The organism is Rhodovulum marinum (genome assembly GCF_004343075.1).
In the GTDB taxonomy this organism is placed as follows: Bacteria; Pseudomonadota; Alphaproteobacteria; order Rhodobacterales; family Rhodobacteraceae; genus Rhodovulum; species Rhodovulum marinum.
Map to the genome: position 1 here is coordinate 13,835 of NZ_SLXP01000020.1, position 23,795 is coordinate 37,629.

A 23,795-nucleotide genomic window follows, 5' to 3' on the forward strand; every position below is an offset into this window, starting at 1 on the left:
GGACCGCCGGCCATGAAGAGGATGAGATGAACGACCAGGACAAACCGGCAGCCCGCTTCGCCTCGCCTCCCTGCATGGCGGGCGAAATCGCACCCGATTATTTCAACCCGCTCGGCACGGACTCCACGCAGGCCAGGGATGTGGCCCGATGGCGCCGGGCGGAGCGCGCGCGGCTGCGCGGCGCGCGTGGGAAGATCCCGGTGGCGGAGCACCGCAGGACAAGCCAGGCGCTGGCCGGGCATTTGCTCGATCTTCTTTCGAACCGTTTCGGCGGCGCGCGGGGCCGTGTCCTGTCCGGCTATTGGCCGATCAAGGGCGAGCCCGACCTGCGCGCAGCCCTGGCCGACCTGCACGACGCGGGCGTCATGATCGCGCTGCCGATCGTGGAGGAAAAGGCGGCGCCCCTGGTGTTCCGCCGTTGGGCTCCGACCACCCGGATGGTGCTGGGCGACTGGAACATCCCCGTCCCGCCCGCCAAGGCGGCGCGCGTCACGCCCGCGATCATGCTCGCGCCGCTGATGGGCTGGGACGGCGCAGGCTATCGCCTTGGCTATGGCGGCGGCTATTTCGACCGCACGCTGGCGGCGCTGTCCCCGCGCCCCGCGACCATCGGGATCGGGTTCCAGTCCGCGCAGCTCGCCACGATCTACCCCCAACCGCACGACATCGCACTCGACTTCATCCTGACCGAGGCGGGTGTCCAGGTCACGCGGGAGGCCCCATGAGCAGCACGGCCGAGAAGATGCGGGCTTGGACCGGGCCGGCGATCCTGAGCTTCGGGTTCCGGCCGTTCTTCCTTGGGGGCGCGCTCTGGGCGGCGCTCGCCATGGCGCTCTGGATCGGCATGCTCAGCGGACGCCTCGCCTTGCCGACCGCGTTAGACCCGATCTCCTGGCATGCGCACGAGTTCCTGTTCGGCTATCTCGGCGCGGTCGCCGCGGGCTTTCTGCTGACGGCGGTACCCAACTGGACCGGGCGATTGCCCATCGTCGGCTGGCCACTCGGCGCGCTCTTCGCCACCTGGTGTCTCGGCCGGATCGCCGTCGCCCTGTCCGCGGAACTGCCGCCCATCTCAGTCGCTATGGCCGATCTGCTGTTCCCGGTCACACTGGCCTCGGTGCTCGGCCGCGAGATCGTCGCGGGACGCAACTGGCGCAACCTGATCGTGCTGGCCATGCTCTGCCTCTTCATCCTCGGCAACGCCCTGTTCCACTGGGAGGCTGCGCGGGGGTACCCCGGTGCACAGGGAGTGGGGCTGCGGCTGGGTCTTGGGACCGGGATCATGATGATCGGGGTGATCGGGGGGCGGATCGTGCCGTCCTTCACCCGCAACTGGCTGGTCCGGCAGCACAGCCCGGTCCTGCCCACCCCGCCGATGCAGCGCTTCGACAAGCTGGCGCTGTTGGCGCTCGGCCTCGCGCTGTTGCTCTGGGTCATCGCGCCCATGGCGATGGTGACCGGCACGGCCCTGCAGCTCGCGGGCGGCCTGCATCTGATCCGGCTGGCGCGGTGGGCGGGGCACCGCACCAGCGCCGAGCCGCTGGTGCTGGTCCTGCATGCGGGCTACCTCTTCGTGCCGCTCGGTGCGTTGGCCGTGGGGGCCACGGTGTTCTGGCCGGACGCGGTCGGCATGGGCTCTGCCCAGCATGTCTGGATGGCCGGTGGACTTGGTCTGATGACGCTGGCGGTGATGACGCGCGCGACGCTCGGCCATACAGGACAGACGCTGCGCGCCGATACCGGCACGATCGCGATCTACCTGTTGCTGCTGCTTGCGGTTCTGGCACGCCTGCTTTCAGGCGCATTTCCGGGCCTTGCATCGCTGTTCCATACCCTCTCCGGCCTGACCTGGATCGGCGCCTTCGGCGGCTTTGCCATGCTATATGGGCGATACGTCCTGAGACACCGTCCGGAGCACTGAGGGATGGGCTGAGGCGGATTCATCGCTGTCTTGTCAGGCTTCTTCATCCTGCATTCCATTCCGGTGCGCCCGCCCGTCCGGTCCTGGCTGGTCAGGCGGCTGGGGCGTGCGGGCTTCGGCATCGCCTATTCGTTCCAGTCGCTGGCGATGCTTGGCGTTCTCCTGGTGGCCGCCAACCGGGCGCCGTATCTGGCCCTGTGGCCCGAGCCGCCGGGTGCCCATTGCCTTGTTCTGGTGGCGACGACGGCGGCCATCCTGGTCCTGGTCTTCGGGTTGTTCCGCCCCAACCCCCTGTCCTTCGGCGGCCTTCGGAATACGGCGTTCGACCCGCGCGACCCGGGCATCCTGCGCTATTGCCGCCACCCGGTACTGCTGGCGCTGTTGCTGTGGTCGGGGGCGCATCTGATCGCGAACGGCGACCTGGCCCATGGCCTGATGTTCGGCAGTTTTGCCCTGTTTTCCCTGCTGGGCACGTGGGCCATCGACCGGCGGCGGCAGCGGGACATGGGGGACGAGGTCTGGCGGCGAGCCGTTGCGCAGATGCGGTCGGCGCCCATGCGTTTGCCCCCAGGCGCGAGGGCCCGCTTTGCCGGTGGCCTTGTCGCCATGGCCCTGCTCATGGTGCAGCATCCGTGGCTGGCGGGGGGCGGCATACTGGAACAGTTCACCCCATAGGCTTATGACACGGCCCCGGTTCGTTCGGCGCACCGGAGAACATGGCCGCCGACAATGGATGCAGGTGCCGTCCCCTCCGCTGGCGGACCGCCGAGCGCGTCGCTTGCATCAACCACGCAACCCGCCACCGATGACATGCCACGGAGTCGAGCCATTTCTCCCAGTGTGCAACCCAGAGTGTTGACGGCGGGAGGATAAGGGTCTACCCGGCAGCCACGGGATGATGGCGTCATTCCGTTCCCCCAGTATCGTCCTGCACGCCCGGATCTGTTCCAGCACCGCCGCCGCGGTGTCAGAGGAGGTTTTTCATGGCACACCTGACCGTTGTCCCGTCCGATCTCGCCGGTTTCGAGAAGCGCGCCGGTATCGCCGCGATGTGCATGGCCATGGCGTTGCTGCCTATCGGGGACGCGATCTCGAAAACCCTGACCGGGTTTGCCACACCATTCGAAGTGACCGTCTGGCGCACACTGGTGCAGGCGGCTTTCTTCGTCCCGGTCGCGGTGATCCTTCGGCACCATCTCAGCGGGTCACTTCTATCGGCTGCATCGCTCGTCTCGGCCCTGCTCATTGTCACCGTGAGCCTGTCTCTGGTGACCGCCTTCGCATCGATGCCGATCGCCACCGCGATTGCGATCTTCTTCGTGGAGCCACTGCTCCTGACGCTGTTGGCCGGTCCGTTCCTCGGCGAAGTTCCGGGCCCGCGCAGGTATGCCGCGGTCGGTGTCGGCCTGATCGGGGCCCTGATCGTGATCCGGCCGAACTTCGTCGAGTTCGGGCCGGTCGTCCTGCTGCCGGTGCTGGCCGCACTGGCCTTTGCGCTCAACATGATCGTCATGCGGAAAGCGACGCGCGACCGGTCCGCGCTGACCTTCCAGTTCGGCGCCTCTCTGTCGGCCGGAGCCATCGTTCTGGTGGCGCATCTCTTGGCAAGCGCACTCGGGTTCGAGCGGACCGCCGTCTCCGGATTGCCGGGCTGGGTTCTCTGGATCGTTCTCGCGGCTGGGGCCCTTGCGATGGTTGCATTCCTCGCGATCACCTTCGCATTCAGCAAGGCGGAGGCGAGCCTGCTTGCGCCGTTCCAGTATCTGGAGATCGTCGGCGCGACCCTTGTGGGGTACCTCGTCTTCGGCGAAATCCCGGATGGAATGACGCTGCTGGGCACGGCGATCATCCTGGGCTCCGGCGTCTATGTGTTTTATCGCGAGCGCCAGCGCGAAGTGGAGGCCGCCACATGCCAGCCGATTGAGCGATAGGGGGCGTCACCCCCTGTCGTCCGGCTGCTGCATCGCGCCCATGATGGTTCTCAGGTGGGCCCGCATTGCGGCTTCGGCGGCCTGCGGATCGCCCCGGCCAATTGCAGCGACGACATCGCCATGCTGATCGCTGTGCAGGCCGGCGAATTCCCTGACGCCGATCCGGCGGTAGGTCCGATCCCATTCCCTTTGCCAGGCGGCGCGACGCCGCGCGCTCGCAAGGTAGTCGAGAAACCCGCCGAGCAAGGGGTTTCCTGCGACTTCTGCCACGCCGCGATGGAACCCGGCATCGGCCGTCTCCGCCTCGGCCCGTCCAGAGGCGCCTCTTCCTTGCGCAACGAGGCCCTCGAGATAGGCCACGTCGGGCGCCGAGGCGCGTCTTGCGGCCTCTGCCGCGATTGGCGGTTCGATCATCAGCCGGGCCTGCATAAGCTGCTCAGGGGCGGTCGCACTCAGCAGGATCGTCTCCTTGACGGGGTGGCCAAGCGGCGCGGGTCCGCGGAACGTGCCCTTGCCGACCTTCCGCCAGATTTCGCCTTCCCGTTCCATCTCCAGCAATGCCGCGCGCACGGTCTGGCGACTGCACCCCAGAAGCCCCGCAAGAGCGCGTTCGGTCGGCAGGCGATCGCCGATGAGCGGCGCTTGCTCGTCTAGAAGCGCGCGCAATCGTTCCAATGCAATGGCTGGACTCGTTCTTGGCATTGGTCATGCGTCCAAGGTGATGCGTACCAATTTGCAGACCATTGCGGTTTCGCGCAAGAGCGGGTTGATGGTTCCCGGGCCGGAGGTTGCAATGACCGTATACCTTGTCCTGATCCTCACGGGCCTTGCCGCGGGCGCGCTGAACGCCGTGGCCGGAGGAGGGACCTTTCTGTCCTTTCCGGCCCTTGTCTGGACCGGCGTGCCGCCGATCATGGCCAATGCGACCGCTACCCTTGCGGCCTTGCCCGGCTATCTCTGCAGCGCCTGGGCGTTCCGTGCGGACGTCCGTCGGGCGCGCAGCCTGCCTGTGCGTCTGGTTCTGCTTGTATCCGCATTGGGCGGAATCCTGGGCGCGGTTCTGCTGCTGGTGACGCCGAGCGCCGTCTTTTCAGGTGTGGTTCCGTGGCTGCTGGCCTTTGCCACCGCGGCCTTTGCCTTCGGCCCTCCGATCACGCGGCGCATCGCCCGCATGGGAAAGGGCACGTTTGGACTGCCGCAGGCGGCTGCCGTGCTCTTGGCGGTCACGATCTATGGCGGCTATTTCAACGGCGGCGTCGGGATCCTGCTTCTCGCAGCCTTCGGCCTGATCGGCCTTACCGACCTGAGGGAGATGAACGGGCTGAAGAACCTTGTCTCGTCCGTCCTCTCTGCGGTCTCCGTTACGGTTTACATTGCTGCCGACCTGATCGCCTGGAAAGAAGCACTGGTTCTCGGCGCCGCATCGGCCATCGGTGGGTATATCGGCGCGGCGCTCTCGCGGCGCATCCACAATGTGAGGGCGCTCCGGGCCTTCATTGCACTGGTCGGCGCAAGCATGTCCCTCGTCTTTTTCCTGAGGTAAGTCCTTGTTGCCCAACGGAAGGCTCGAACACCCCGATGCCGTGCTACGCCGATCGGCAGAAATTGGCCGACTTCCTGCGGTTGCGATCCCGACCGGACGACCCGGATTGACCAATCGCAACCGAGCCACTAGCTTGCTGGGATGGTGGTCTGCAATGAGCATAATGTCTTTCGTCTGCTGAACCGCCGGTAACCCCGGGCGGTCAGGGTGCATTTTCGCCAGCGTACCCCCGGGGCTCCTCGACATCCTAATCCGGAACTGAACGAGTGACTCGTTCGAGGAGAAGCCATGGTCATCGGTCCATTCGAAACCACGCGCAGAATCTCACAGAGCCCCCGTTGCGGCATGGTTGTACGACCTGCCGTCACGCTGACGCAGGCCGACCGGCATGAGCTTTCCAAGCTTGTTCGGCTTTGCGACACGGACGGAGAGATGCGATCGCTCTTCCTGCAGCATGTTCTGCGTCATAAAATGCAAAGCGCCGCCATTGTCCCCGGTGATGTGCCGAATGATGTGGCCGCCGCCGGGTCGCATGTCGTCTATTCTCTCGGTGCCGGGGTTTCCAAAACCGGGTTGCTCAGCCATCGGGCACGCGCAGGCGGGAGGTACGGGATCATTCCGGTGTCCTCGCTTCTTGGCGCGACGCTCCTGGGAATGCGTGCCGGCACCAGTGCGCCCCTCCTTCGGGACGACGGCTCAATCGTCACGCTCTTGCTGCTTGACGTCCGACATCCGGACGATGCCGCTTCGCCTGACACGCGCAATTTACTCTTTCAAGCTTGAGGCAGGTAATCACCATGAATATCCAGACTAAATCGACGTCGCGCTCAAAGCTTCGCCCCAAAATCGTCATAAGTGAAAAAGACCTCGACCGGCTCGAAGCGTTGGCCGAGGGTGCGGCGAAGCGCAATCCGCAATTGTCCGACCGCCTTCTCGAGGAACTTGCGCGGGCGCGCATCATGCCTGCCGCCAAGTTTCCGGCGCATGTCGTGACGATCGGAAATCGCGTCACCTATCGCGACGAACTGACCCGAGAGGAGAAAACGATCAGCCTCTCCTTTCCCGAGGACGCGGATATCGGTGCGGGCCGGGTTTCGGTCATGACCCCGCTTGGCGTGGCCCTGATCGGCCTGTCCGAAGGCGCCGCCTTCCACTGGGAGACGCGGGACGGCCATCGACGGACCCTGACGGTCCTGAAGGTCACATCAAGCGAACCGGAAAAGGCGTGATGGACGCATATTGGAGCCCTTAACTCTCCCTGCCCATCCCTGTGAACGGAGTAAGCCACAGAATTAAGTGACGGCATGTCGTCTTCCTCGGCATCCGTCGCCGGAAAGCTACCCGTGGAAATCTACGCCAGAGCCAAAGCGAGCGTTGCGCTTGAGACAAATGCCTCCAAAATGCGGGTCTGCTGGCGATCAAGGTATGAGATCGAAAGGCGCGAAGATTCTGCTCAACCGGCCGCGACCAGGGAGTGGAACTTTCGCATGCGGCGAATGGCCGGTCTGGTGAATCGCGCCGTAGCGCTCGAGGATGTGGCGAGGCTCCGGACTGTGGGCCAACCGGCCTTATGGCTTACTCCGCAGCACCCATTCTGTGACGGTCGCTATCTGCGCATTGCCGTCGTCCAGTTTCTCTACGCGAACGACAGCTTCAGCAGGTTCACGGCAGCGCAGATAGAGCTTTTTTCACCCTCCCAATCCATCGCTCATCCTCCCTTTCCCACAGCGTACCTGCGGCATGGGTGAGCGATGGCAATGTAGCAGCGCACATGGGCGCGGTATTGCAACTCGAAGATAACTTGGCCGAAGGAGGGGCTTGTTGCCATCCGCGAGAGCGCGGTCGCCTCGGGTAGATCGTGCCGCTGACTTCGCAGCCCCCTGAGACTGCTGGGCGTGCCCGCAAGGCGCGACATTCACCAACTCAGATGACGCTTCGAGTACGTCACAAAAAAGCCGGCGTGAGAAGTCATTCTGTATGCCTTGGGCAATACCAGTGCCAACGCGCACGCCTTATCCCTGGAGGAGACGCATTATGAAGCTGGGTCTGGCGGTCACAGTATACTTGTTATCCACTGCGCTTGTTCAGGCAGAGGTCAATGCCGTGATCACCGATGGCCGGGCACCATTCGCCGAGGGGGTTCTCACCGGTTACGTCGTGCAGGCCCGTGGACGGGTCGTCTGCAAGAACCCCTACGCCATAGGCCGTTACATTTCCTGCAAGAACGAGGTGACTGTCGGCGGAACGAAGTATCGTGCACCCCGCGAAAAGCCAGTTTGGGCGGATACCAACGGCGTCCTTGGGGCGATGATCGTAATCGGCAGCAAGGGCAACGAGATCTGCAAGAACCCAGTGGTGTACAACCAGTTCAGAGGGTCATCGAGCTTCATCGCCTGTGAGGATTGACGCGGTTCCCCAGGTGAAATGGGTCTGTTCAATCCCCGAAGACGAAACGGCATTGAAAGGCTCTCGCGAAGCGAAGGGTCGCCCTGCCCACGCCAAGTGCCAACAGACACAATCTGTCTCGTTGGCCGGATCAAGGCAGGCCCTTCCATCGCATGGCAGAGCCCTCGGTCGTGCGATATGGGTGCCGACATGAAGGTTCAACGTAACAGGTTCGCGGGACTGGTTTTGTCCCTATTCGGGAAGCGATCGCGCGGTCTATCGCTCGAGGAAGACGGGCTCACAGTTCTCGGCAAACCGCTGCGACACGTCACCCTTGTGGATATCAGTGGAGCTTCGTGCGTCGAGAAGGGATTTCCGTTCTCGTCCCTGACCATTCCGCTCATGGATGGTTCCAGCCTTCGGGTTGCCGGCATCAAGCCGAAGAAGGCGGCGCCGTTCGTCACCGCCCTGAATACGGCGTGGCGGGACGCCATCGGCACGCAGATCGCCGCCCATGCCGATGAGATCGACGCGCTCGCGCAAGCCGTCGAACGCCTGGAGCTGCCCCGCCGCTATCCGGCGGCGTGCCTGCTCGAGCCCTTCGTGGAGCGCACCCGGAGGCTCTTCGCCGCGATCCCCGTCGATCTCCCCAGGGAAGCCATGCCGCCCGACCGGGCCCAGGCGCTCGACAGGATCGGCGCGTTCCATCGCGATCCGGTGCGCATGCGGGACCAGGCGATCGCCCGCTTCGTCGAGGCGGAACTTTCGGACATGCAGGACTTCTTCGACCAGATCGAGTCGAACCCGCTCACGCCGGAACAACGCCTCGCCGTGGCGACGGACGAGGACGCCACGCTCGTGCTGGCGGGTGCCGGATCGGGCAAGACCAGCGTGATCACCGCGAAGGCGGCCTACCTGATCGAACGCGGCATCCGGCCGCCCGAGGACATCCTGTTGATGGCCTTCGGCAAGGACGCCGCGACCGAGATGGCGGGGCGGATCGAAGCGCGCTGCGGGGCACCGGTGGCGGCGAAGACCTTCCACGCGCTGGCCTATGGCATCATCGCCGAGGTGGAGGGCCAGGCCCCGGCGCTGGCGGACCATGCCTCGGATGACGCGCAGTTCAACGCGTTGATCCGGGACATCCTCCGGGACCTCGCCTCGCGCCCGGGCAAGGCCCTACACCTGCTTATCCAGTGGTTCGCCGAATTCTTCCGCCCGGAACGCAGCCCCTGGGAATTCAAGAGCAAGCACGAATATTACAGCTACGTCGAGGAACAAGAATTGCGCAGCCTGCAAGGCGAGCGCGTCCGGAGCTTCGAGGAGCTTCAGATCGCCAACTGGCTCTACCTCAACGGCATCGCCTACGAATACGAGCCGCTCTACGAGCACCCCCTGCCGAAGACCGGCCGTGGCGCCTACACGCCGGATTTCCGGCTGACCGCGAGCGGCGTCTATATCGAACATTTCGGGGTTCGGAAAGCACCGGGGCCGGACGGGACCGAGGTGCTCACGACCGCGCCCTATATCGACCGCGATAGCTATCTCGAGGACATGGCCTGGAAACGCGAGGTCCATGCCGAGCACGGCACCACGCTGGTCGAGACCTACAGCTACGAACGCGTCGAGGGCCGCCTGACCAAGGCGCTGGCGGAGAAGCTGGAGCCCTACGTGACGCTGAACCCGCGTCCGCCCGAGCAGGTCTTCGAACGGCTCACGGAACTCGGCCAGGTCGATGCCTTCACCCAGACGCTCGGCACTTTCCTGCGGCACTTCAAGGGGTCCGGGCGCACGGTGGAGGAATGCCGTGAGAAGACCGAGGGGCTTAAGGAAAAGGCGCGCGGCCGGGCCTTCCTCGAGATCTTCGAGCCCGTCCATGCCGAGTACCAGGAGCGTCTCGGACCGCGGATCGATTTCGAGGACATGATCGCTCGGGCCACGGCGCATGTGCGCGCAGGACGCTACAAGAGCCCCTTTCGCCACCTGCTGGTCGACGAGTTCCAGGACATCTCCCAGGGCCGCGCCGAGCTCTTGCGGGCCCTCAAGGCGCAGCATGCGGACGCGCGCATCTTCGCGGTCGGCGACGACTGGCAGTCGATCTACCGCTTCACCGGGTCCGACATCCGGCTGATGCGGAACTTCGGTCAGGAATTCGGCGGCACCTTTGCCGGGAAGACCGGCATCCATCGCACGGTCGATCTCGGCCGCACCTTCCGCAGCGTCGACCGGATCGCCCTGCCCGCCCGCAGCTTCGTGTTGAAGAACGCCTCCCAGATCACCAAGGCGGTGATCCCCGCGGGCACCGCCGCCGCCCCGGCGATCCGGGTGGCCTACGTGGCGCCGAAGCAGGAGGCGGCCGCCCTGCAGCAGGTGCTGACCGACATTCGCGGGACCATGGCCGGCACCAGCGACAAGAAAACCACCGTTCTCCTGGTGGGGCGTTACCGGCACCTTCGGCCGAAGAACATCGCGGCGTTGGAACGGGAGCACCCCGGTCTCTCGATCAGTTTCAAGACCGTCCATGCCTCCAAGGGGCTCGAGGCCGACCACGTCGTCATTCTCGGCGCCGAGAGCGGCCGGTTTGGATTCCCCTCGGAGATCGTAGACGATCCGATCCTCGATCTCGTCCTGCCGGAGCCGGAGAAGTTCGAGCACGCCGAGGAACGCCGGGTGTTCTACGTGGCGCTGACCCGCGCGCGGAAGACCGTCACCCTCCTCGCGCCGGGCAACAAACCCTCCGCCTTCGTGCGCGAACTGATCGAAAACCCCGACTACGGCGCCGTCGAACTCGGCGAGGCGGCCACGCCGGTCGTTCACCGCTGCCCGGCCTGCGGCGGGCGTCTAATCCCGAAACGGTCGGAGAGATCAGGCCTGCGGTTCGTCTGCGAGCACCGTCGGCACTGTCGGACATCCCGTCCGGCCTGCCCCGCCTGCGGCAATGACCTCCCGGAACGGTCGAAATCCGAACCCGACGTCTTCGTCTGTAGCTGTGGCACCCGCTTCCCGGCCTGTCCGAGCTGTGGGGACGGTTGGCTGGTCGAGCGGAAAGGCCGCTTCGGCCCGTTCCTTGGCTGCGTGACCTACCCGCGCTGCAAGGGCAGGACGCGGGTGAAGGGCAACGACAGGACATCGGGTGGCGCATCCGAAAAACCGACACGGAGCCGGGCGAAGGGCAAGCGCGGTCCGTGGAACCGAACGTCCTGAGAAAAATAGGAGCGCGGCTCGGAAGATACGGGCCGGCTTGGACCCCTCACCGAAAACGCTGAGCCCGCACCCTAGAGGCGCCCGGCGATCCGGAGCGCGTTGGCCTCGACGAGCTGCGCGGCCTGCGCGACGTATCCAGCCGTTGCGCCCGGCAGGGCCGCGACCTCTTCGGTGACCCGCACGCGGTTGGCCACAAGGCGATCGACGAGCTCCTGGACGCGGTTGCGGACATCGGTCGGGCGATAGCCGATCTCTTGGGCAATCGCCTCCCATTGCCGGCCCGCGATGCCGTCGGCCGTGCGTTTCTTGCCCGCGATGTTCTGGGCGTAGGCCTGCACCACATGGGGCCAGGCCAGCACCGAGGAGACATCGTAGAGGGGCGCGAGACGGGGCAGCTCGGCCAGGGGCAGGATCAGCGAATAGTTCTTCGCATGCGCGTCGGTATTGGCGACGAGGATGTTGAAGATGACCTGGTCGAGCAAAGCCAGCGCACCGCGCGCGCTGACATGCCGACCTGTGTCGAGAAGCGTCTTCAGATCGAGCCCGGGCAGCGTGCCGCGCTCGTATTTCCGGCCGGGGGGCAGGCCGTTGGCCTGCGCGAAATCCTCCTGGTGGAGGCGCACCAGCTGCCCGTGCCGGCCGAGCCTGCGGTCATAGCGCAGGACAGCGATCGCGCTGCGGCCCTCGGCGCGCAGGATGGTTGCCTGCGCCGCCTCGAGACCGATGGCCGCGGCCATCCGGAGGCACCAGACCTCGTTCTCGGTGATGCCGGGCAGGTTGGGGTTGTCCGGTTTCACGATCAGGGTCGACGGCGCCCCGTGCAGCGGGACGGCCAGGACATCCCCCGGTTCGGGCAGGCGCAGCACCGGCCTGCCATCGGGATCTAGCACGGCGAGCGCGGATTTCCTCTGGCCGCCGGCCAGCGATTGTCGCACGCCCTCCTCCCCCACGAGGAACGGTCGGCTGCCGAGATCCTCGAAATGGTGCTCGAGCGCCGCGGCGGGAGTGTCGATGCCGTAGAGATCGGTGAGCGGGCGATAGGCCCACCGGCTGCGGTCGGAGGCCAGCCCGAAGGAAAGCGCGCCGGCCGTATCGCCGCCGATCCGTTCGAGCATGGCCAGCGCATCCGCCTGATCGAGGCCAAGGGAGCGTGTGAGGCTGCGGAGTTGTTCCTCTTCCGGCAAGAGGTTCGCGAGCCAGGGCGAGATGATTTCGGACGTGTACGGCTCTGCACGCAGGGGCATCGTGACCGACAGGGGGAACGCGCCTGCCGTCTGCCGCCAGCGGTCCGCGTAGCGCAGCGAGAGCGCGCCATCCGCGGCGACCTCGACATCGGCCACATGCAGCGCATCGAACCAGACGGGCACGGATCGCGTCACAGGTAATCCCCGAGATCGTAGCCTTCAGCGGGGGCGTCGCCACCGGTGCTGGCGTCGTTTGTTTGATCCTCCAGCAGGGCCCTGATCGGCACCCGAAGCGCCGCCGCGATCTTCGCGAGCGTCGTCAGCCTTGCGTCGCGCTTGCCCGTCTCGATCAGCGACAGCGCGGGCGCGCTGATCCCGGTGAGGCGGGCAAGCTGCTCGAGCGTGAGGTCCTGATCCGCACGCAGCGCCCGGACGCGCCGCCCGATATCGGCGAGAAAGTTAGATTCGATTTCAGCGGTCATGGCGACACAGGTTACCTTTTTCGGTAAATATGCCGGCGGATGTCCGGGATTTCAAGCTGGCTTATCTTTATCGGTAAAACAGTATAGGTTTCGACCAAAACCAACCCGCCATTACCGTATTCGATAAGGCGGTTGGCGCCAATCAGGCCTCCCCGCGCCCCGATGGCGCCTTTTCCGTCCCGCGCGGTGCGCGCCGCGCTTTCGCAAACCCACGATCCGTCGCGATGAACCGCTCGAGCATGGGAACCACCAGCTTCTTGGCTTCAATCGGCCCCATTCCGGCTTCTCGACCGAGGATTTCCCCATAGGCGATCAGGTCGCGATGCAGCTCTGCGGGCAGCTCCACGTTAAGCTTCACCGGCTTGTCGTCCGGGATCGGTCCGAGTTTCAGCTTGGTCATGTCAGCCTCCGGCTGGCGCGAAGACGAGATCGCGCGTGACGATCACGCGGACGGGGAAGCCCGGGCGAATGGTGAGGGTCGGCGGGACCTCGAGTTGGCGTTGAACGATGCGCTGGCCGGCCTCGTTGATCGTGTCGAGGGCTCCGTCGCGCAAGGCACGGGCGAGGCGGTCTTCCTCCTCGAGGGAAAGTTCCGCGCCGACGGCGAGCAGGGTCGAAAGCCCTGCTCCGCGCAGGATGCTCCCCCAGTGATTGTCGACGCGGTCCTCGAGACCGGCAAAGCCCGCGGCATCCGCCCCGGGCTGGCGTTCGAGCACGAGAGATCGCCCATCGGGGAAGATCAGCCGGTTCCAGACCAGGAGCACGCGGCGCTGGCCGACGGTGACGCTGTCATCATAGACGCCGACCAAGCGGGTGCCTTGCGGTATGAGGAGCAGGCTGCCGGTGGGGCTGTCATAGACGCTCTGGGTGACCTGCGCGGTGATCTGACCGGGAAGGTCTGACCGGATCCCGGTGATCAGCGCGGCCGGGATGACGGAGCCGGCCTGCAGGAGGTACGGAGACGCTGGTGGCTGCACGCGGTCAGGGGCGACCGTGCGGCGGTCGATCGGCCCGGTCAGGAAGGCCTGGCGCGGATCGGTCTCCGGAGTGACCGCCATTCCACCTCCGGGTGCCGCGGGCGGAACTTGGAACCCGGTGGACGCGGGCGCTCCGGGCCGCGTCTGGAAGAAGAGGTCACTCACGCGCGCCGCTTCCAGTTCCGCAAGGCGCTGCTGTTCCGCAGGGTCCATGGTGGGCGGCGTGAGGCTCGGAGCCGCGATGGGCTGGCCGCGTTGCTGCGCGTCGAGGATGCCGCCGCCAAGGTCGCCCGGCAGGGGCGGTCCGAGGCGCGGGATCGCGTCATAGCTGCCCGGCAGATCGCGGAGGCCATCGGCGGGTTGGCGGCGGTCCGTGGTGATCAGTTCCTCCGGTGCGGCGGTCCGGTCCGGGCGCTGAAGGCCGTAGATCAGCGCGGCACCGATGCCAAGGCCCGCGACGACGCCGAGGCCGACAATCACCTTGCGCGAAATCCGCGTCACTCGGGGCGGATCGGCGCGCAGGCGCATGGCGGCGGCGGTGTCGGTCGATGTCTCGCTCATGTCCCTCGCTCCGCATCGTGCCTTACCACGGCCCCCTCGGTCTGGGGTTCGATCCGCAGGATGCGGACGACCTCCTGCCGGGGTCCGCGGCCAAGGCGTAGCTCGGCCGCACCGAAGAGCCGGTCGACGATCAGCACGTTGCCGTGGATGCGGGAGTTGACGATCTCCAACTCGCCATCGGCCCCGAGCACGAAGAGCGGCGGCATCTCGCCCTGGGCAATGCCGCGCGGGAAGACGACATAGACCCTGCGCCCGTCGTCGAAGACCGAAACCGGCCGCCAGGGCGGGCTGTCGCCCTGCAGCCCGTAGCGGTGATTGCGGGCATGCGCGGGCGGGATGCGCGGCGTGGCCGGTGCGACGCGTGGGGCTTCGGGCGCGCGCGGATAGGCCCAGGAGATGGCGGGCATCCAGGTTTCTTCGCTGGCGTTGAGTTCGATCAGGTAAGTGCGACGGTCGGTCGAGATCACGAGGTTCGTGCTGATGTCGGGCCTTGTGGGTTTCACGAGGACGAGGACGCGGGTGTCGCGGCCCGCGCCGCTTTCGGTGTCCCCGATGATCCAGCGCGCGGTATCGCCGGCCGCGATCGGGCCGGTGCCCGCCAGGCGCTCGCCGGGTTCGAGCGCGATGGTCGTGATCTGGCCCGGGGCGGCGTAGACCTGATAGAGCGCACCCTCGGACCAGGGATAGATCTGGATCGCGTTGAAATACCCGGCCTGGCGCGGTTCGACGCGGGCGGCCGCATTGGCATTGCCGACCTGGGCGACGGGTGTCGCGGCCGCCTCCCCACCCCGGCTCGGGGTCCAGGCGGGCGGAACATGGAGGGGGCGCGGCCGGTCATCGGGTGCCGTGGCAGGCGGCGACAGCAAAGGTGGGACCGCGTCGTCATAGGCGAATGCGGGCGGGCGGTCGCTGGCGCAGCCGGCGAGGAGCGTGGTGGCGAGGAGCACGGCGGGCAGGATCGGTCGGGTCATTGGCTCATCTCCCGCGACCAGTTGATCGCGTTCACATAGATGCCGAGGGGGTTCGCCCGCAGGCGCTCGGCCGTGCGCGGCGGGTCGATCACGATGGTCAGGATCGTGGTCCAGCGTTCGGTGCGGGCGAGCTGGCCGTTCTCGTAGTGCCGCTCGGACCAGGCCACCCGGAAACTGTCCGGCGAGGCACGAATGACGCTCGAGACCTCAATCGAGACCTGGTCCTCGCCGACCCGCGTGAAGGGATCGTTGGCGCGGGCGTGGTCGTTGAGCGCCAACGCGCCGCGGTCGGTGGTGAATTCATAGGCGCGGAGCCAGTTCTGCCGGACCACGATCGGATCGGCGGGCAGGCCCCGGACCTCCTCGATGAATCGGGCGAGATGCCAGGCGATCTGCGGATCGCTGGGGCGATACCCGGCGCTGGCGGCCTCGACGGCGCGGGCCTCGCCATGCCGGTCGATCTCGACGACGTAGGGCACCACCGTGCCGCGCGCCGATTGCCAGACCAGCGCCGTGGCGAAACCGCCTGCGAGGACCAGGCAACCGAAGGCCATGAGGCGCCAGTTCTTCGCCTGCACCCGGGCGGAGCCGATGCGCTCGTCCCAGACCTGGGCGGCCTTCTGGTAGGGAGTCTCGGGTTCCAGGGTCTTGCCGTAATGCGCGGCGGCGCGTTTGAAGAGGCTCATTGGCGGTCGCTTTCAGAAAGGGAAACGGAGATGCCGGAGCCGGGGCTGTCCCCAGCGCGCAGCGCATGGGTGGCGGCGGAAACGCCATGGCTCATGGCCTGGCTGCGGCGCATCGAGCGTGCCCAGGCCGGTGGGCTGCCAGCGGCGTCGGACGCGGCGGTCGAGGCGCCTGGCACGCTGCCGAGCGAGGAGGTGCCGCCGGTGGCGGCAAAGCCAGCGCGCGCGCCGTCTGCATGGCTCGCCCTGACGGCGTTGCTGGCCGAGGCGGCAGCGCGGCGCAGTGGCGATGCAGCCGCGAATCCCGCGGCCTTTGCCACGCCACCGAGACCGGAGGCGACGCTTGCGGCCCCAGTCTGGCCCATCGCTCCGAGACTGTAGGCGGTAGCCGCGGCCCCGGTGGCGGCAGCAGCCCCGCGCGTCGCGGCGGCCCCGCCCGAGGCCAGCGCCCCGGCCCCGCGGGCGCCGAGCAGGGCCCCGCCGCCTGCCGCGACGGCCGCTCCGCCCACCGCCAGCCCGGTGCCGACGGCCGCGCCTGCGCCCAGTTGCGGCCCGCCCGAGACGAGGCCCGTGGCGATGCCGGGGCCGAAGATACCGAGGCCAAGCAGTGAGAGCGCCGCCAGAACGATCGCCATGGCCTCGTCGATGGTGGGCGTCACGCCGCCGAACCCAGCGGTGAACTGGCCGAAGAGCGTCGAGCCGATGCCGATGATCACTGCGAGCACCAGCACCTTGATGCCGGAGGAGACGACGTTGCCCAGCACCCGCTCGGCCATGAAGGCGGTCTTGCCGAAAAGGCCGAAGGGGATCAGCACGAAGCCCGCGAGGGTCATCAGCTTGAACTCGATCAGCGTCACGAAGAGTTGCACGGCGAGGAGGAAGAAGGCCAGAAGCACCAGCGCCCAGGCGAAGAGCAGGCAGGCGATCTGGATGAAGTTCTCGAAGAAGGCGACGAAGCCCATGAGATCGGCGGTGGATTCCAGAAGCGGCCGCCCGGCATCGAGACCGGTCTGCGCGACCCGACCGGGACGCAGGAGATCGGCAGGGGAGAAGCCGGTGCCGGAAGCGAGCAGTCCCAGCCCCGCGAAACTGTCGAAGACGATGGCGGCCAGGCTGTTCCAGTTGGAGATGAGCCAGGCGAAGACACCGACGAAGAGGGTCTTTTTCACGAGGCGGGCGATGATGTCGTCATCGGCGCCCCAGGCCCAGAAGAGCGCGGCCAGCGTCACGTCGATCACGATGAGCGTGCTGGCGATGAAGGCGACCTCGCCCCCCAGCAGCCCGAAGCCGCTGTCGATATAGGAGGTGAAGACCCCGAGAAAGGTGTCGATGACGCCGGTGCCGCCCATGGCTCACTCGCCCCCGGTCCGGTCGCGTTCCCGTCCGAGGAAGCGGTCGCGGGTCTCGGCCCAGACGGCGAGACACTCCGGATCGGAGGCCGCGGCCTCTCCCAGTTCCTGGCAGCGCCGTTGTTCAAGCCGCAGGGGATCGGTCTCCGGCATGAGGGTTGCCGCCGGACGCGTCGCCTGCCCTTCCTCATCCCGGCCCATCTCGACCACCGCTGCGGTGATCGCGATGGCGACGAAGACGACGGCGGCGATGCGCGCGAGGACCGATCCCTCCATGGGCCAGCCTCCCTCAGTTGTTGAACATCCGGGCATTGCCGGGCTGGTAGCCCGCGCCCGGGGTGAGGAAGCGCTCGCGCTGGACCCGGCCCTGTTCGGCCGCCGCGGACCGCTCGGCCTCGACGAGTGCCGAGGCGCGGCCATTGGCGGCAACGACGGCGATCAGGTCGGCGATCTGCTGGGATTGCAGCGCCAGGAGCTGGTTGCCGGCTTGGGTCGCCTGCAAGGCGCCGACGGCGGATTGGCTTTCGCCGACCAGGGTGGAGAGCTCGGCGCGCTGGCCATCGAGATTGCCGACGACGCCGGCCTGCACGCGCAGCGCGTCCTGCAGACCGCCGACGGTGTTTTCCCAGCGAGACCGGGCATCGGCCAGAAGCTGCGCCTCGGGCGCGGCCATGGGGATGTTGGCATAGTCCTGCTGGAAGACCTGGTCGATCTGCGCGACGTCGAAAGCGATGTTCTGCGCCTGGGACAGAAGCTGCCGCGTCCGGTCGACATTCTGCCGCAGCGCCTGCAGCGAGGAATAGGGCAGGCTCGCGAGGTTGCGGGCCTGGTTCATCAGCATCTGCGCCTCGTTCTGCAGCTGGATGATCTGGTTGTTGATCTGCTCGAGCGCCCGGGCGGCGGAGAGGATGTTCTCGGCATGATTGCGCGGATCATAGACGATGCGCCCGCCTCCGCCGAAGAGGAAGGCCTGGGCGGGCGTCGCGAAGATCGGCGCGAGGCCGATTGGAGCTGCGAGCGCCAGGGCCAATGCGGAGGCGCTGGCGAGACGGGACAGGCGATGGGCGGAATGGGTCATGGGGTGGTTTCCTCTGCGGGTTCGGGGATTTGGTGGATCGGGACTTCCGGTGCCTCGGGCTCCGGCGCGAGATTGGTGAGGTCGGGGATCAACTCTGCGGCCCAAGCGACCCCACGGGCCTCGAGCCAGGCGGCGAGGAAGCCGTCGCGACCGTGGTCTGCGAGGATCTCCGAGATCAGCGTCTGGTCGGACTTGGACGAGGCGGCGCAAAGGGCGAGGCCGACTTCCGAGAGACCGAGTTCGAAAAGCCGGTTCCCGCGCCGCGACTGGCAATAGTAGTCGCGCTTGGGCGTGGCGCGGGCGAGGATCTCGATCTGCCGGTCATTGAGGCCGAAGCGGCGGTAGATCGCGGTGATCTGGGGCTCGATCGCGCGTTCGTTGGGCAGAAGCAGCCGGGTCGGGCAGCTCTCGATGATTGCGGGCGCGATGGCGGAGGCGTCGATATCCGAGAGCGACTGGGTCGCGAAGATCACCGAAGCGTTCTTCTTGCGCAGCGTCTTCAGCCATTCGCGGAGTTGTCCCGCGAAGCCCTCGTTATCCAAAGCGAGCCAGCCCTCGTCGATGATCAGGAGCGTCGGCCGCCCGTCGAGCCGGTCGCCGATGCGGTGGAAGAGATAGGAGAGAACCGCGGGCGCCGCGGCAGTGCCAACGAGCCCCTCGATCTCGAAGGCCTGGACAGAGGCCGCGCCAAGCTCTTCGGTCTCGGCGTCGAGGAGGCGCCCATGGGCGCCGCCCAGGCAATAGGGACGCAGGGCCTGTTTCAGGTCGGAGGATTGCAGCAGGACGGCGAGACCGGTGATCGTGCGCTCGCCCACCGGGGCCGAGGCCAGCGAGGTCAGCGCGGACCAGAGATGCTCCTTCACCTCCGGCGTGATCGCGATGCCTTCGCGGGCGAGGATCGCGCTGATCCAGCCCGCGGCCCAAGAGCGCTCGGCAGGATCGTCGATCCGGGCGAGCGGCTGGAGGGAGACCGTCGCTTCCGCATTCTCGGTCAATTCGCCCCCCAGATCATGCCAGTCGCCGCCCATGGCGAGGGTGGCAGCCCGGATCGAGCCCCCGAAATCGAAGGCGAAGACCTGGGCGCCCGGGTAGCGGCGGAACTGCAGCGCCATGAGCGCCAGCAACACGGATTTGCCCGCCCCGGTGGGACCGACGACCAGCGTATGGCCCATATCACCCACGTGGAGCGAGAGGCGGAAGGGCGTCGCGCCCTCGGTCTTGCCATAAAGCAGGGGCGGGCCGTCGAAATGCGCATCGCGCTCCTCTCCCGCCCAGACGGCGGAGAGCGGGATCATATGGGCGAGGTTCAGGGTGGAGATCGGCGGCTGGCGGACATTGGCGTAGGCATGTCCCGGCAACGAGCCGAGCCACGCATCGACGGCGTTGACCGTCTCGACCATGGCGGTGAAGTCCCGGCCCTGCACAACCTTCTCGACCAGGCGGAGTTTCTCGTCGGCGCGGCGCGGGTCCTCGTCCCAGACGATGAGGGTCGCCGTGACATAGGCTTCGCCCGCGATATCGGCGCCGAGTTCCTGCAGGGCCATGTCGGCATCGGCGGCCTTGTTGGCGGCATCGGTATCGACCAGCGCCGATTGCTCGTTGGTCATCACTTCCTTCAGGATCGCGGCGATGGATTTGCGCTTGGCGAACCATTGGCGGCGGATGCGGGCGACCATCCGCGCGGCCTCCATCTTGTCCATCAGGATCGCGCGGGTCGCCCAGCGATAGGGAAAGGCCAGCCGGTTTAGGTCATCGAGGATCCCGGGCGTGGTGGCGGTCGGGAAGCCCGACAGAGTGAGAACGCGCAGATGGGCGTTCCCCAACCGCGGCTCGAGACCACCGATCAGCGGCTGGTCGGCGAGGAGCGCATCGAGATAGGCTGGGGTTTCCGGCACGCGGACGCGGTGGGCCTGCGTCGAGATGGTGGAATGCAGGTAGGTCAGCGTCTCGGGGTCATCCATCCAGCGGCATTCGGGCATGACGCCGTCGAAGAGCGCCAGCACCCGGTCGGTGCGGTCAATGAACCCGCGCAGCACCCCGCCCGCATCGATGCCGGTCTTGTCGCGGCCTTCGTAGAGCCAGCTCTCGGCCCGCGCGGCCTCCTCGGCGGGCGGCAGGTAGAGAAAGGTCATGAGATAGTCCGACTGGAAATGCACCCCCTGCTCGGCGAAGCCCGCGCGGCGCTCGGCATCGACAAGCGCCGAGGCCGGATCGGGAAAGCGGCTGTCGGGATAGTCCGCCGCCGCCACGCGCTGCGCCTCGACGAAGATCGCCCAGCCCGAGCCGAGGCGGCGAAAGGCGTTGTTGATGCGCCCCGCCACTGCGACGAGTTCCGCCGCGACCGCACTGTCGAGATCGGGGCCGCGGAATCGGGCCGAGCGCTGCAGGCTGCCATCCTTGTTCAGCACAACGCCGGGGGCCACCAGCGCCGCCCAGGGCAGGTAATCCGCCAGCCGCGTTCCTTTCCGGCGATATTCCGCGAGGTTCATCATGGGCGCGCCCTCAAACCTCGATATGACCGGGAAGCCGCAAATGCCGGCGTCCGACCTCGACGAAATGCGGATCGCGCCGCGCGGCCCAGACCGCGACCAGGTGGCCCAGAAGGCCGATGACGATCCCGGCGACCCAGAGCTGCAGCCCGAGCCCGATGGCCCCGGCCAGTGTCCCGTTCAGGATCGCGAAGGCCCGCGGCGCACCGGCCAGCAGAATCGGCTCGGTCAGCGCCCGGTGGACCGGGACGGTGAAGCCCGGCACGTCCGCCAGCTGTTCAAACGTCCCATCCATCAGATCAGCGCCCCGCCGCCGAAGCTGAAGAAGCTCAGGAAAAAGGAACTGGCCGCGAAGGCGATGGAGATGCCGAAGACGATCTGGATCAGGCGTCGAAAACCCCCAGAGGTGTCACCGAAGGCCAGCGTCAGGCCGGTGACGATGATGATGATCACCGCGATGATCTTGGCGACCGGCCCTTCGATCGACTCGAGGATCGATTGCAGCGGCGCTTCCCAGGGCATGGAAGAGCCTGCCGCCTGGGCGGGTCCGGCCAGCATGAGGGTGACGGTGGCGTAGGTGACGGCATGGGCGGCCTGCGCGCGCAGCCGGTGAAGGGATCGGGTCATGAGGGGTCTCCTGTGTCGGTTTTCGTCCCGGTCTGCTGCGCCGCTGGGGTGATGCGGTAGTCGCCGTCTGGCCCGAGCCCCGCGACGCGGGCGAGCTCGGCGAGGTGTCGGCTGGCCCCGCGCCCGGAGAGGACGGCGACGAGATCAATGGTCTCGGCGATGAGGGCACGCGGCACGGTCACCACCGCCTCCTGGATGAGTTGCTCCATCCGGCGCAGGGCGCCGAGGGTCGAGCCTGCATGGATCGTGCCGATGCCGCCCGGATGACCGGTGCCCCAGGCCTTTAGCAGGTCCAGCGCCTCGGCCCCGCGCACCTCGCCGATGGGAATGCGGTCAGGGCGCAGGCGGAGCGAGGAGCGGACGAGATCGGAAAGCGAAGCAACGCCGTCCTTGGTGCGCAGAGCGACGAGGTTGGGTGCCGTGCATTGCAGCTCGCGCGTGTCCTCGATGATGACTACGCGGTCGGACGATCCGGCCACCTCGGCCAGGAGCGCATTGGTCAGCGTCGTCTTGCCGGTCGAGGTCCCACCCGCGACGAGGATATTGGCCCGCGTGGCAACGCCCTCGCGCAACAGCGCCGCCTGGATCTCTGACATGATCCCGGAGACGACGTAATCGGCGAGCGTGAAGACCGCGACGGCGGGTTTGCGGATCGCGAAACAGGGCGCGGTGACCACGGGCGGCAGGAGCCCTTCGAAGCGTTCCCCGGTCTCAGGAAGTTCAGCCGAGACGCGCGGCCGAGCGGCATGCACCTCGGCCCCGACGTGATGGGCGACGAGCCGCACGATCCGCTCGCCATCGGCGGGCGACAGCGTGGCCCCGGTATCGGAGAGGCCCTCGGACAGCCGGTCGATCCAAAGCCGCCCGTCGGGATTGAGCATGACCTCGACGGTCATCGGGTCTTCCAGAAACCCGGCGATGGCGGGTCCGAGCGCCGTGCGCAGCATCCGCGCGCCGCGGGCCATCGCTTCCGGTTTTCGAGCTGCCTCTGCCATGCTGTCCCCGTTCCGTGAGTGGTCGCCGACGGGCGGCCCTGGATCGGGTCCATCAAGAAAAGCGGAAACCGGCTGCGCTCAACACCTCTTCAAGGTGCGTAGGGTTCTGGCGTGCGAAGACAGGGGAAAGGCGGACGGTCCGGCGGGAAGCGGTCATTCGCTGCGGGGTCATCCCGACTTAGAACAGGTTGAAAAGCAGACAATGATCTTTTGAGAACTTACATCGCAGCATGGCTATTGAGTATTGCGTGGGAATTCCTAAATGTCGTGTGTTCAATTATGTGGACCTGCAACATTTTGTGCTTTGGGTGCTAGGATGGCGATTTTTGAGATCGAAAAGGATGACTTGCTTCGGTTGTCCGATGAACGACTGGAAGAATTGATAGCGCGTCTTGCCGAGGCAGAGGTTGCCGCACATGGCCATAGCGCTGCGAGTGTTAGTTGGTCAGGCTCGATCAAGGCCCCAGATGAAGGCATCGACATCCATGTTGAAGTGGACGCTGCCAAACTTGAAACGGGCTTCCTGGCCCGTCCAGATACGATCCTTCAGTCCAAGAAAGACTCGATGCCAAAGTCCGCAATTGCGGCGGAGATGCTGAAGGATGGAGAACTAAACCCGACCATCGCAAACCAAGCCCACATCGGCGGCAGTTACATCATCGTGAGTCTCGCCGACGATTGTTCACCACCTATGAAGAAAGATCGCCTCGATGCCATGCGGGCAGCGGTCGCCAACGATCCAAACAAGAACAACATCCACCTCGATTTCTTCGACCGTTCAAAGCTGGTCCAATGGGTGCGGCAGCACCCGTCGGTGTTGCTGTGGCTGAAAGGCAAGCTTGGTCAGGGTTATTCGGGATGGCAACCTTATGGAGCCTGGAGCAACCCGCCCAAAGGATCACTTGACACTCTCATTTCTGCTCCAGGCGTGACTGTCCACGTGCCGACTGAGCGAGGTCAGGAACTCACTATCGAAGACGCAATAGAACCTATGCGTCGGCTGATACGCACATCAAACAAAGCGATCCGCGTCACAGGACTTTCGGGTGTGGGTAAGACGCGGATTGTCCAAGCACTCTTTGACGAAACTGTCGGTAGCGATCCACTTGACCGGACGATCGCTGTCTATGTGGATACGGGACAAGACCCCGATCCGTCCGCATCTGCTATGCTGGATCGCCTGCTTGCCGAAGGTCGTCGCGCGGTGATGGTCCTCGACAATTGTCCCTCTGATCTGCATTCGGCATTGGCAGCCAAAGTGTCTGCTGCAAGTGGTGATGTCCGGCTGATCACGGTTGAATACGATATCAGAGACGACAAGTGACCTGCCCCGATGAAGTGGTCCGGTTTCAGTCTTAGTGCATGAGGGGTCTTGGCGCTACGGCTGGTGTGGCCGGCGAAGCGGCTCCGGATGG

24 protein-coding genes are annotated in these 23,795 nt (G+C 66.4%); 10 read left to right on the forward strand and 14 right to left on the reverse strand.

Annotated elements, in window-relative coordinates:
* Positions 1 to 26 precede the first annotated feature (26 nt).
* From EV662_RS18460 to EV662_RS18475, 4 genes are all read left to right on the forward strand, one after another.
* On the forward strand, positions 27 to 725 hold the full coding sequence (locus tag EV662_RS18460) for a 5-formyltetrahydrofolate cyclo-ligase (protein ID WP_132466081.1): 699 nt from the start codon (positions 27 to 29) through the stop codon (positions 723 to 725).
* Positions 722 to 1,921, forward strand: a complete 1,200-nt coding sequence (locus EV662_RS18465) for an NnrS family protein (RefSeq protein WP_132466084.1) — start codon at positions 722 to 724, stop codon at positions 1,919 to 1,921. Before EV662_RS18460 ends, EV662_RS18465 begins: the two co-directional genes overlap by 4 nt.
* A gap of 30 nt (positions 1,922 to 1,951) precedes the next feature.
* Complete coding sequence (locus tag EV662_RS18470; protein WP_165915654.1) at positions 1,952 to 2,596, forward strand: NnrU family protein; 645 nt, start codon at positions 1,952 to 1,954, stop codon at positions 2,594 to 2,596.
* A gap of 308 nt (positions 2,597 to 2,904) precedes the next feature.
* Positions 2,905 to 3,852, forward strand: a complete 948-nt coding sequence (locus tag EV662_RS18475) for a DMT family transporter (protein ID WP_243695909.1) — start codon at positions 2,905 to 2,907, stop codon at positions 3,850 to 3,852.
* A 6-nt stretch (positions 3,853 to 3,858) separates the two neighbouring features.
* Here EV662_RS18475 and EV662_RS18480 read toward each other — a convergent pair whose 3' ends face one another.
* Entirely contained in the window at positions 3,859 to 4,554 is a 696-nt protein-coding gene (locus EV662_RS18480) for a FadR/GntR family transcriptional regulator (RefSeq protein WP_132466090.1), read from the reverse strand.
* On the opposite strand from EV662_RS18480, the gene EV662_RS18485 reads away from it, so the two are divergent.
* From EV662_RS18485 to EV662_RS18505, 5 genes are all read left to right on the forward strand, one after another.
* Positions 4,532 to 5,395, forward strand: a complete 864-nt coding sequence (locus tag EV662_RS18485; protein WP_425057048.1) for a sulfite exporter TauE/SafE family protein — start codon at positions 4,532 to 4,534, stop codon at positions 5,393 to 5,395. The two genes, EV662_RS18480 and EV662_RS18485, sit on opposite strands and share 23 nt — an antisense overlap.
* A gap of 288 nt (positions 5,396 to 5,683) precedes the next feature.
* Positions 5,684 to 6,178, forward strand: coding sequence for a hypothetical protein (locus tag EV662_RS18490; protein ID WP_132466093.1), 495 nt, complete (start codon positions 5,684 to 5,686; stop codon positions 6,176 to 6,178).
* Positions 6,175 to 6,624: a nucleoside diphosphate kinase regulator gene (gene rnk / locus EV662_RS18495; RefSeq protein WP_341799087.1), complete on the forward strand. Its 450-nt coding sequence runs from the start codon at positions 6,175 to 6,177 to the stop codon at positions 6,622 to 6,624. Before EV662_RS18490 ends, rnk begins: the two co-directional genes overlap by 4 nt.
* A gap of 805 nt (positions 6,625 to 7,429) precedes the next feature.
* On the forward strand, positions 7,430 to 7,801 hold the full coding sequence (locus EV662_RS18500; RefSeq protein ID WP_132466096.1) for a hypothetical protein: 372 nt from the start codon (positions 7,430 to 7,432) through the stop codon (positions 7,799 to 7,801).
* A 189-nt stretch (positions 7,802 to 7,990) separates the two neighbouring features.
* Positions 7,991 to 10,984, forward strand: a complete 2,994-nt coding sequence (locus EV662_RS18505) for a UvrD-helicase domain-containing protein (RefSeq protein ID WP_243695910.1) — start codon at positions 7,991 to 7,993, stop codon at positions 10,982 to 10,984.
* Positions 10,985 to 11,055: 71 nt separating this feature from the next.
* Here EV662_RS18505 and EV662_RS18510 read toward each other — a convergent pair whose 3' ends face one another.
* The 13 genes from EV662_RS18510 to trbB all read right to left on the reverse strand — a co-directional run bounded on the left by EV662_RS18510 (position 11,056) and on the right by trbB (position 22,332).
* A complete protein-coding gene (locus EV662_RS18510; RefSeq protein WP_243695911.1) occupies positions 11,056 to 12,351 on the reverse strand; it encodes a HipA domain-containing protein in 1,296 nt (431 codons plus the stop codon).
* 8 nt (positions 12,352 to 12,359) lie between these two features.
* Positions 12,360 to 12,650, reverse strand: coding sequence for a helix-turn-helix domain-containing protein (locus EV662_RS18515; protein ID WP_132466105.1), 291 nt, complete (start codon positions 12,648 to 12,650; stop codon positions 12,360 to 12,362).
* A 142-nt stretch (positions 12,651 to 12,792) separates the two neighbouring features.
* Positions 12,793 to 13,050 (reverse strand): DUF2274 domain-containing protein, encoded by a 258-nt coding sequence (locus EV662_RS18520; RefSeq protein ID WP_132466108.1) that lies wholly within the window; start codon positions 13,048 to 13,050, stop codon positions 12,793 to 12,795.
* Position 13,051: 1 nt separating this feature from the next.
* The gene (locus tag EV662_RS18525; RefSeq protein ID WP_132466111.1) at positions 13,052 to 14,188 is read right to left on the reverse strand and encodes a TraB/TrbI/VirB10 family type IV secretion system protein; all 1,137 of its coding nucleotides are present in this window, start codon (positions 14,186 to 14,188) and stop codon (positions 13,052 to 13,054) included.
* Entirely contained in the window at positions 14,185 to 15,159 is a 975-nt protein-coding gene (gene trbG / locus EV662_RS18530) for a P-type conjugative transfer protein TrbG (RefSeq protein ID WP_132466114.1), read from the reverse strand. Before trbG ends, EV662_RS18525 begins: the two co-directional genes overlap by 4 nt.
* Complete coding sequence (trbF, locus tag EV662_RS18535; protein ID WP_132466117.1) at positions 15,156 to 15,845, reverse strand: conjugal transfer protein TrbF; 690 nt, start codon at positions 15,843 to 15,845, stop codon at positions 15,156 to 15,158. Before trbF ends, trbG begins: the two co-directional genes overlap by 4 nt.
* Complete coding sequence (gene trbL / locus EV662_RS18540; protein ID WP_132466120.1) at positions 15,842 to 17,191, reverse strand: P-type conjugative transfer protein TrbL; 1,350 nt, start codon at positions 17,189 to 17,191, stop codon at positions 15,842 to 15,844. The genes trbF and trbL overlap by 4 nt, the downstream gene beginning before the upstream one ends.
* Positions 17,192 to 17,194: 3 nt before the next feature.
* Positions 17,195 to 17,467: a putative entry exclusion protein TrbK-alt gene (gene trbK-alt / locus EV662_RS18545; RefSeq protein WP_132466123.1), complete on the reverse strand. Its 273-nt coding sequence runs from the start codon at positions 17,465 to 17,467 to the stop codon at positions 17,195 to 17,197.
* Positions 17,468 to 17,480: 13 nt separating this feature from the next.
* The gene (gene trbJ / locus EV662_RS18550; RefSeq protein WP_132466126.1) at positions 17,481 to 18,269 is read right to left on the reverse strand and encodes a P-type conjugative transfer protein TrbJ; all 789 of its coding nucleotides are present in this window, start codon (positions 18,267 to 18,269) and stop codon (positions 17,481 to 17,483) included.
* Positions 18,266 to 20,761, reverse strand: coding sequence for a conjugal transfer protein TrbE (gene trbE, locus EV662_RS18555; protein WP_132466129.1), 2,496 nt, complete (start codon positions 20,759 to 20,761; stop codon positions 18,266 to 18,268). The genes trbJ and trbE overlap by 4 nt, the downstream gene beginning before the upstream one ends.
* A gap of 10 nt (positions 20,762 to 20,771) precedes the next feature.
* Entirely contained in the window at positions 20,772 to 21,053 is a 282-nt protein-coding gene (locus tag EV662_RS18560; RefSeq protein ID WP_132466132.1) for a VirB3 family type IV secretion system protein, read from the reverse strand.
* Complete coding sequence (locus EV662_RS18565; protein WP_132466135.1) at positions 21,053 to 21,385, reverse strand: TrbC/VirB2 family type IV secretion system protein; 333 nt, start codon at positions 21,383 to 21,385, stop codon at positions 21,053 to 21,055. Before EV662_RS18565 ends, EV662_RS18560 begins: the two co-directional genes overlap by 1 nt.
* Complete coding sequence (gene trbB / locus EV662_RS18570; RefSeq protein ID WP_481883020.1) at positions 21,382 to 22,332, reverse strand: P-type conjugative transfer ATPase TrbB; 951 nt, start codon at positions 22,330 to 22,332, stop codon at positions 21,382 to 21,384. The genes EV662_RS18565 and trbB overlap by 4 nt, the downstream gene beginning before the upstream one ends.
* A 364-nt stretch (positions 22,333 to 22,696) precedes the next feature.
* On the opposite strand from trbB, the gene EV662_RS18575 reads away from it, so the two are divergent.
* A complete protein-coding gene (locus EV662_RS18575; RefSeq protein WP_207903652.1) occupies positions 22,697 to 23,704 on the forward strand; it encodes a P-loop NTPase family protein in 1,008 nt (335 codons plus the stop codon).
* Positions 23,705 to 23,795: the final 91 nt, after the last annotated feature.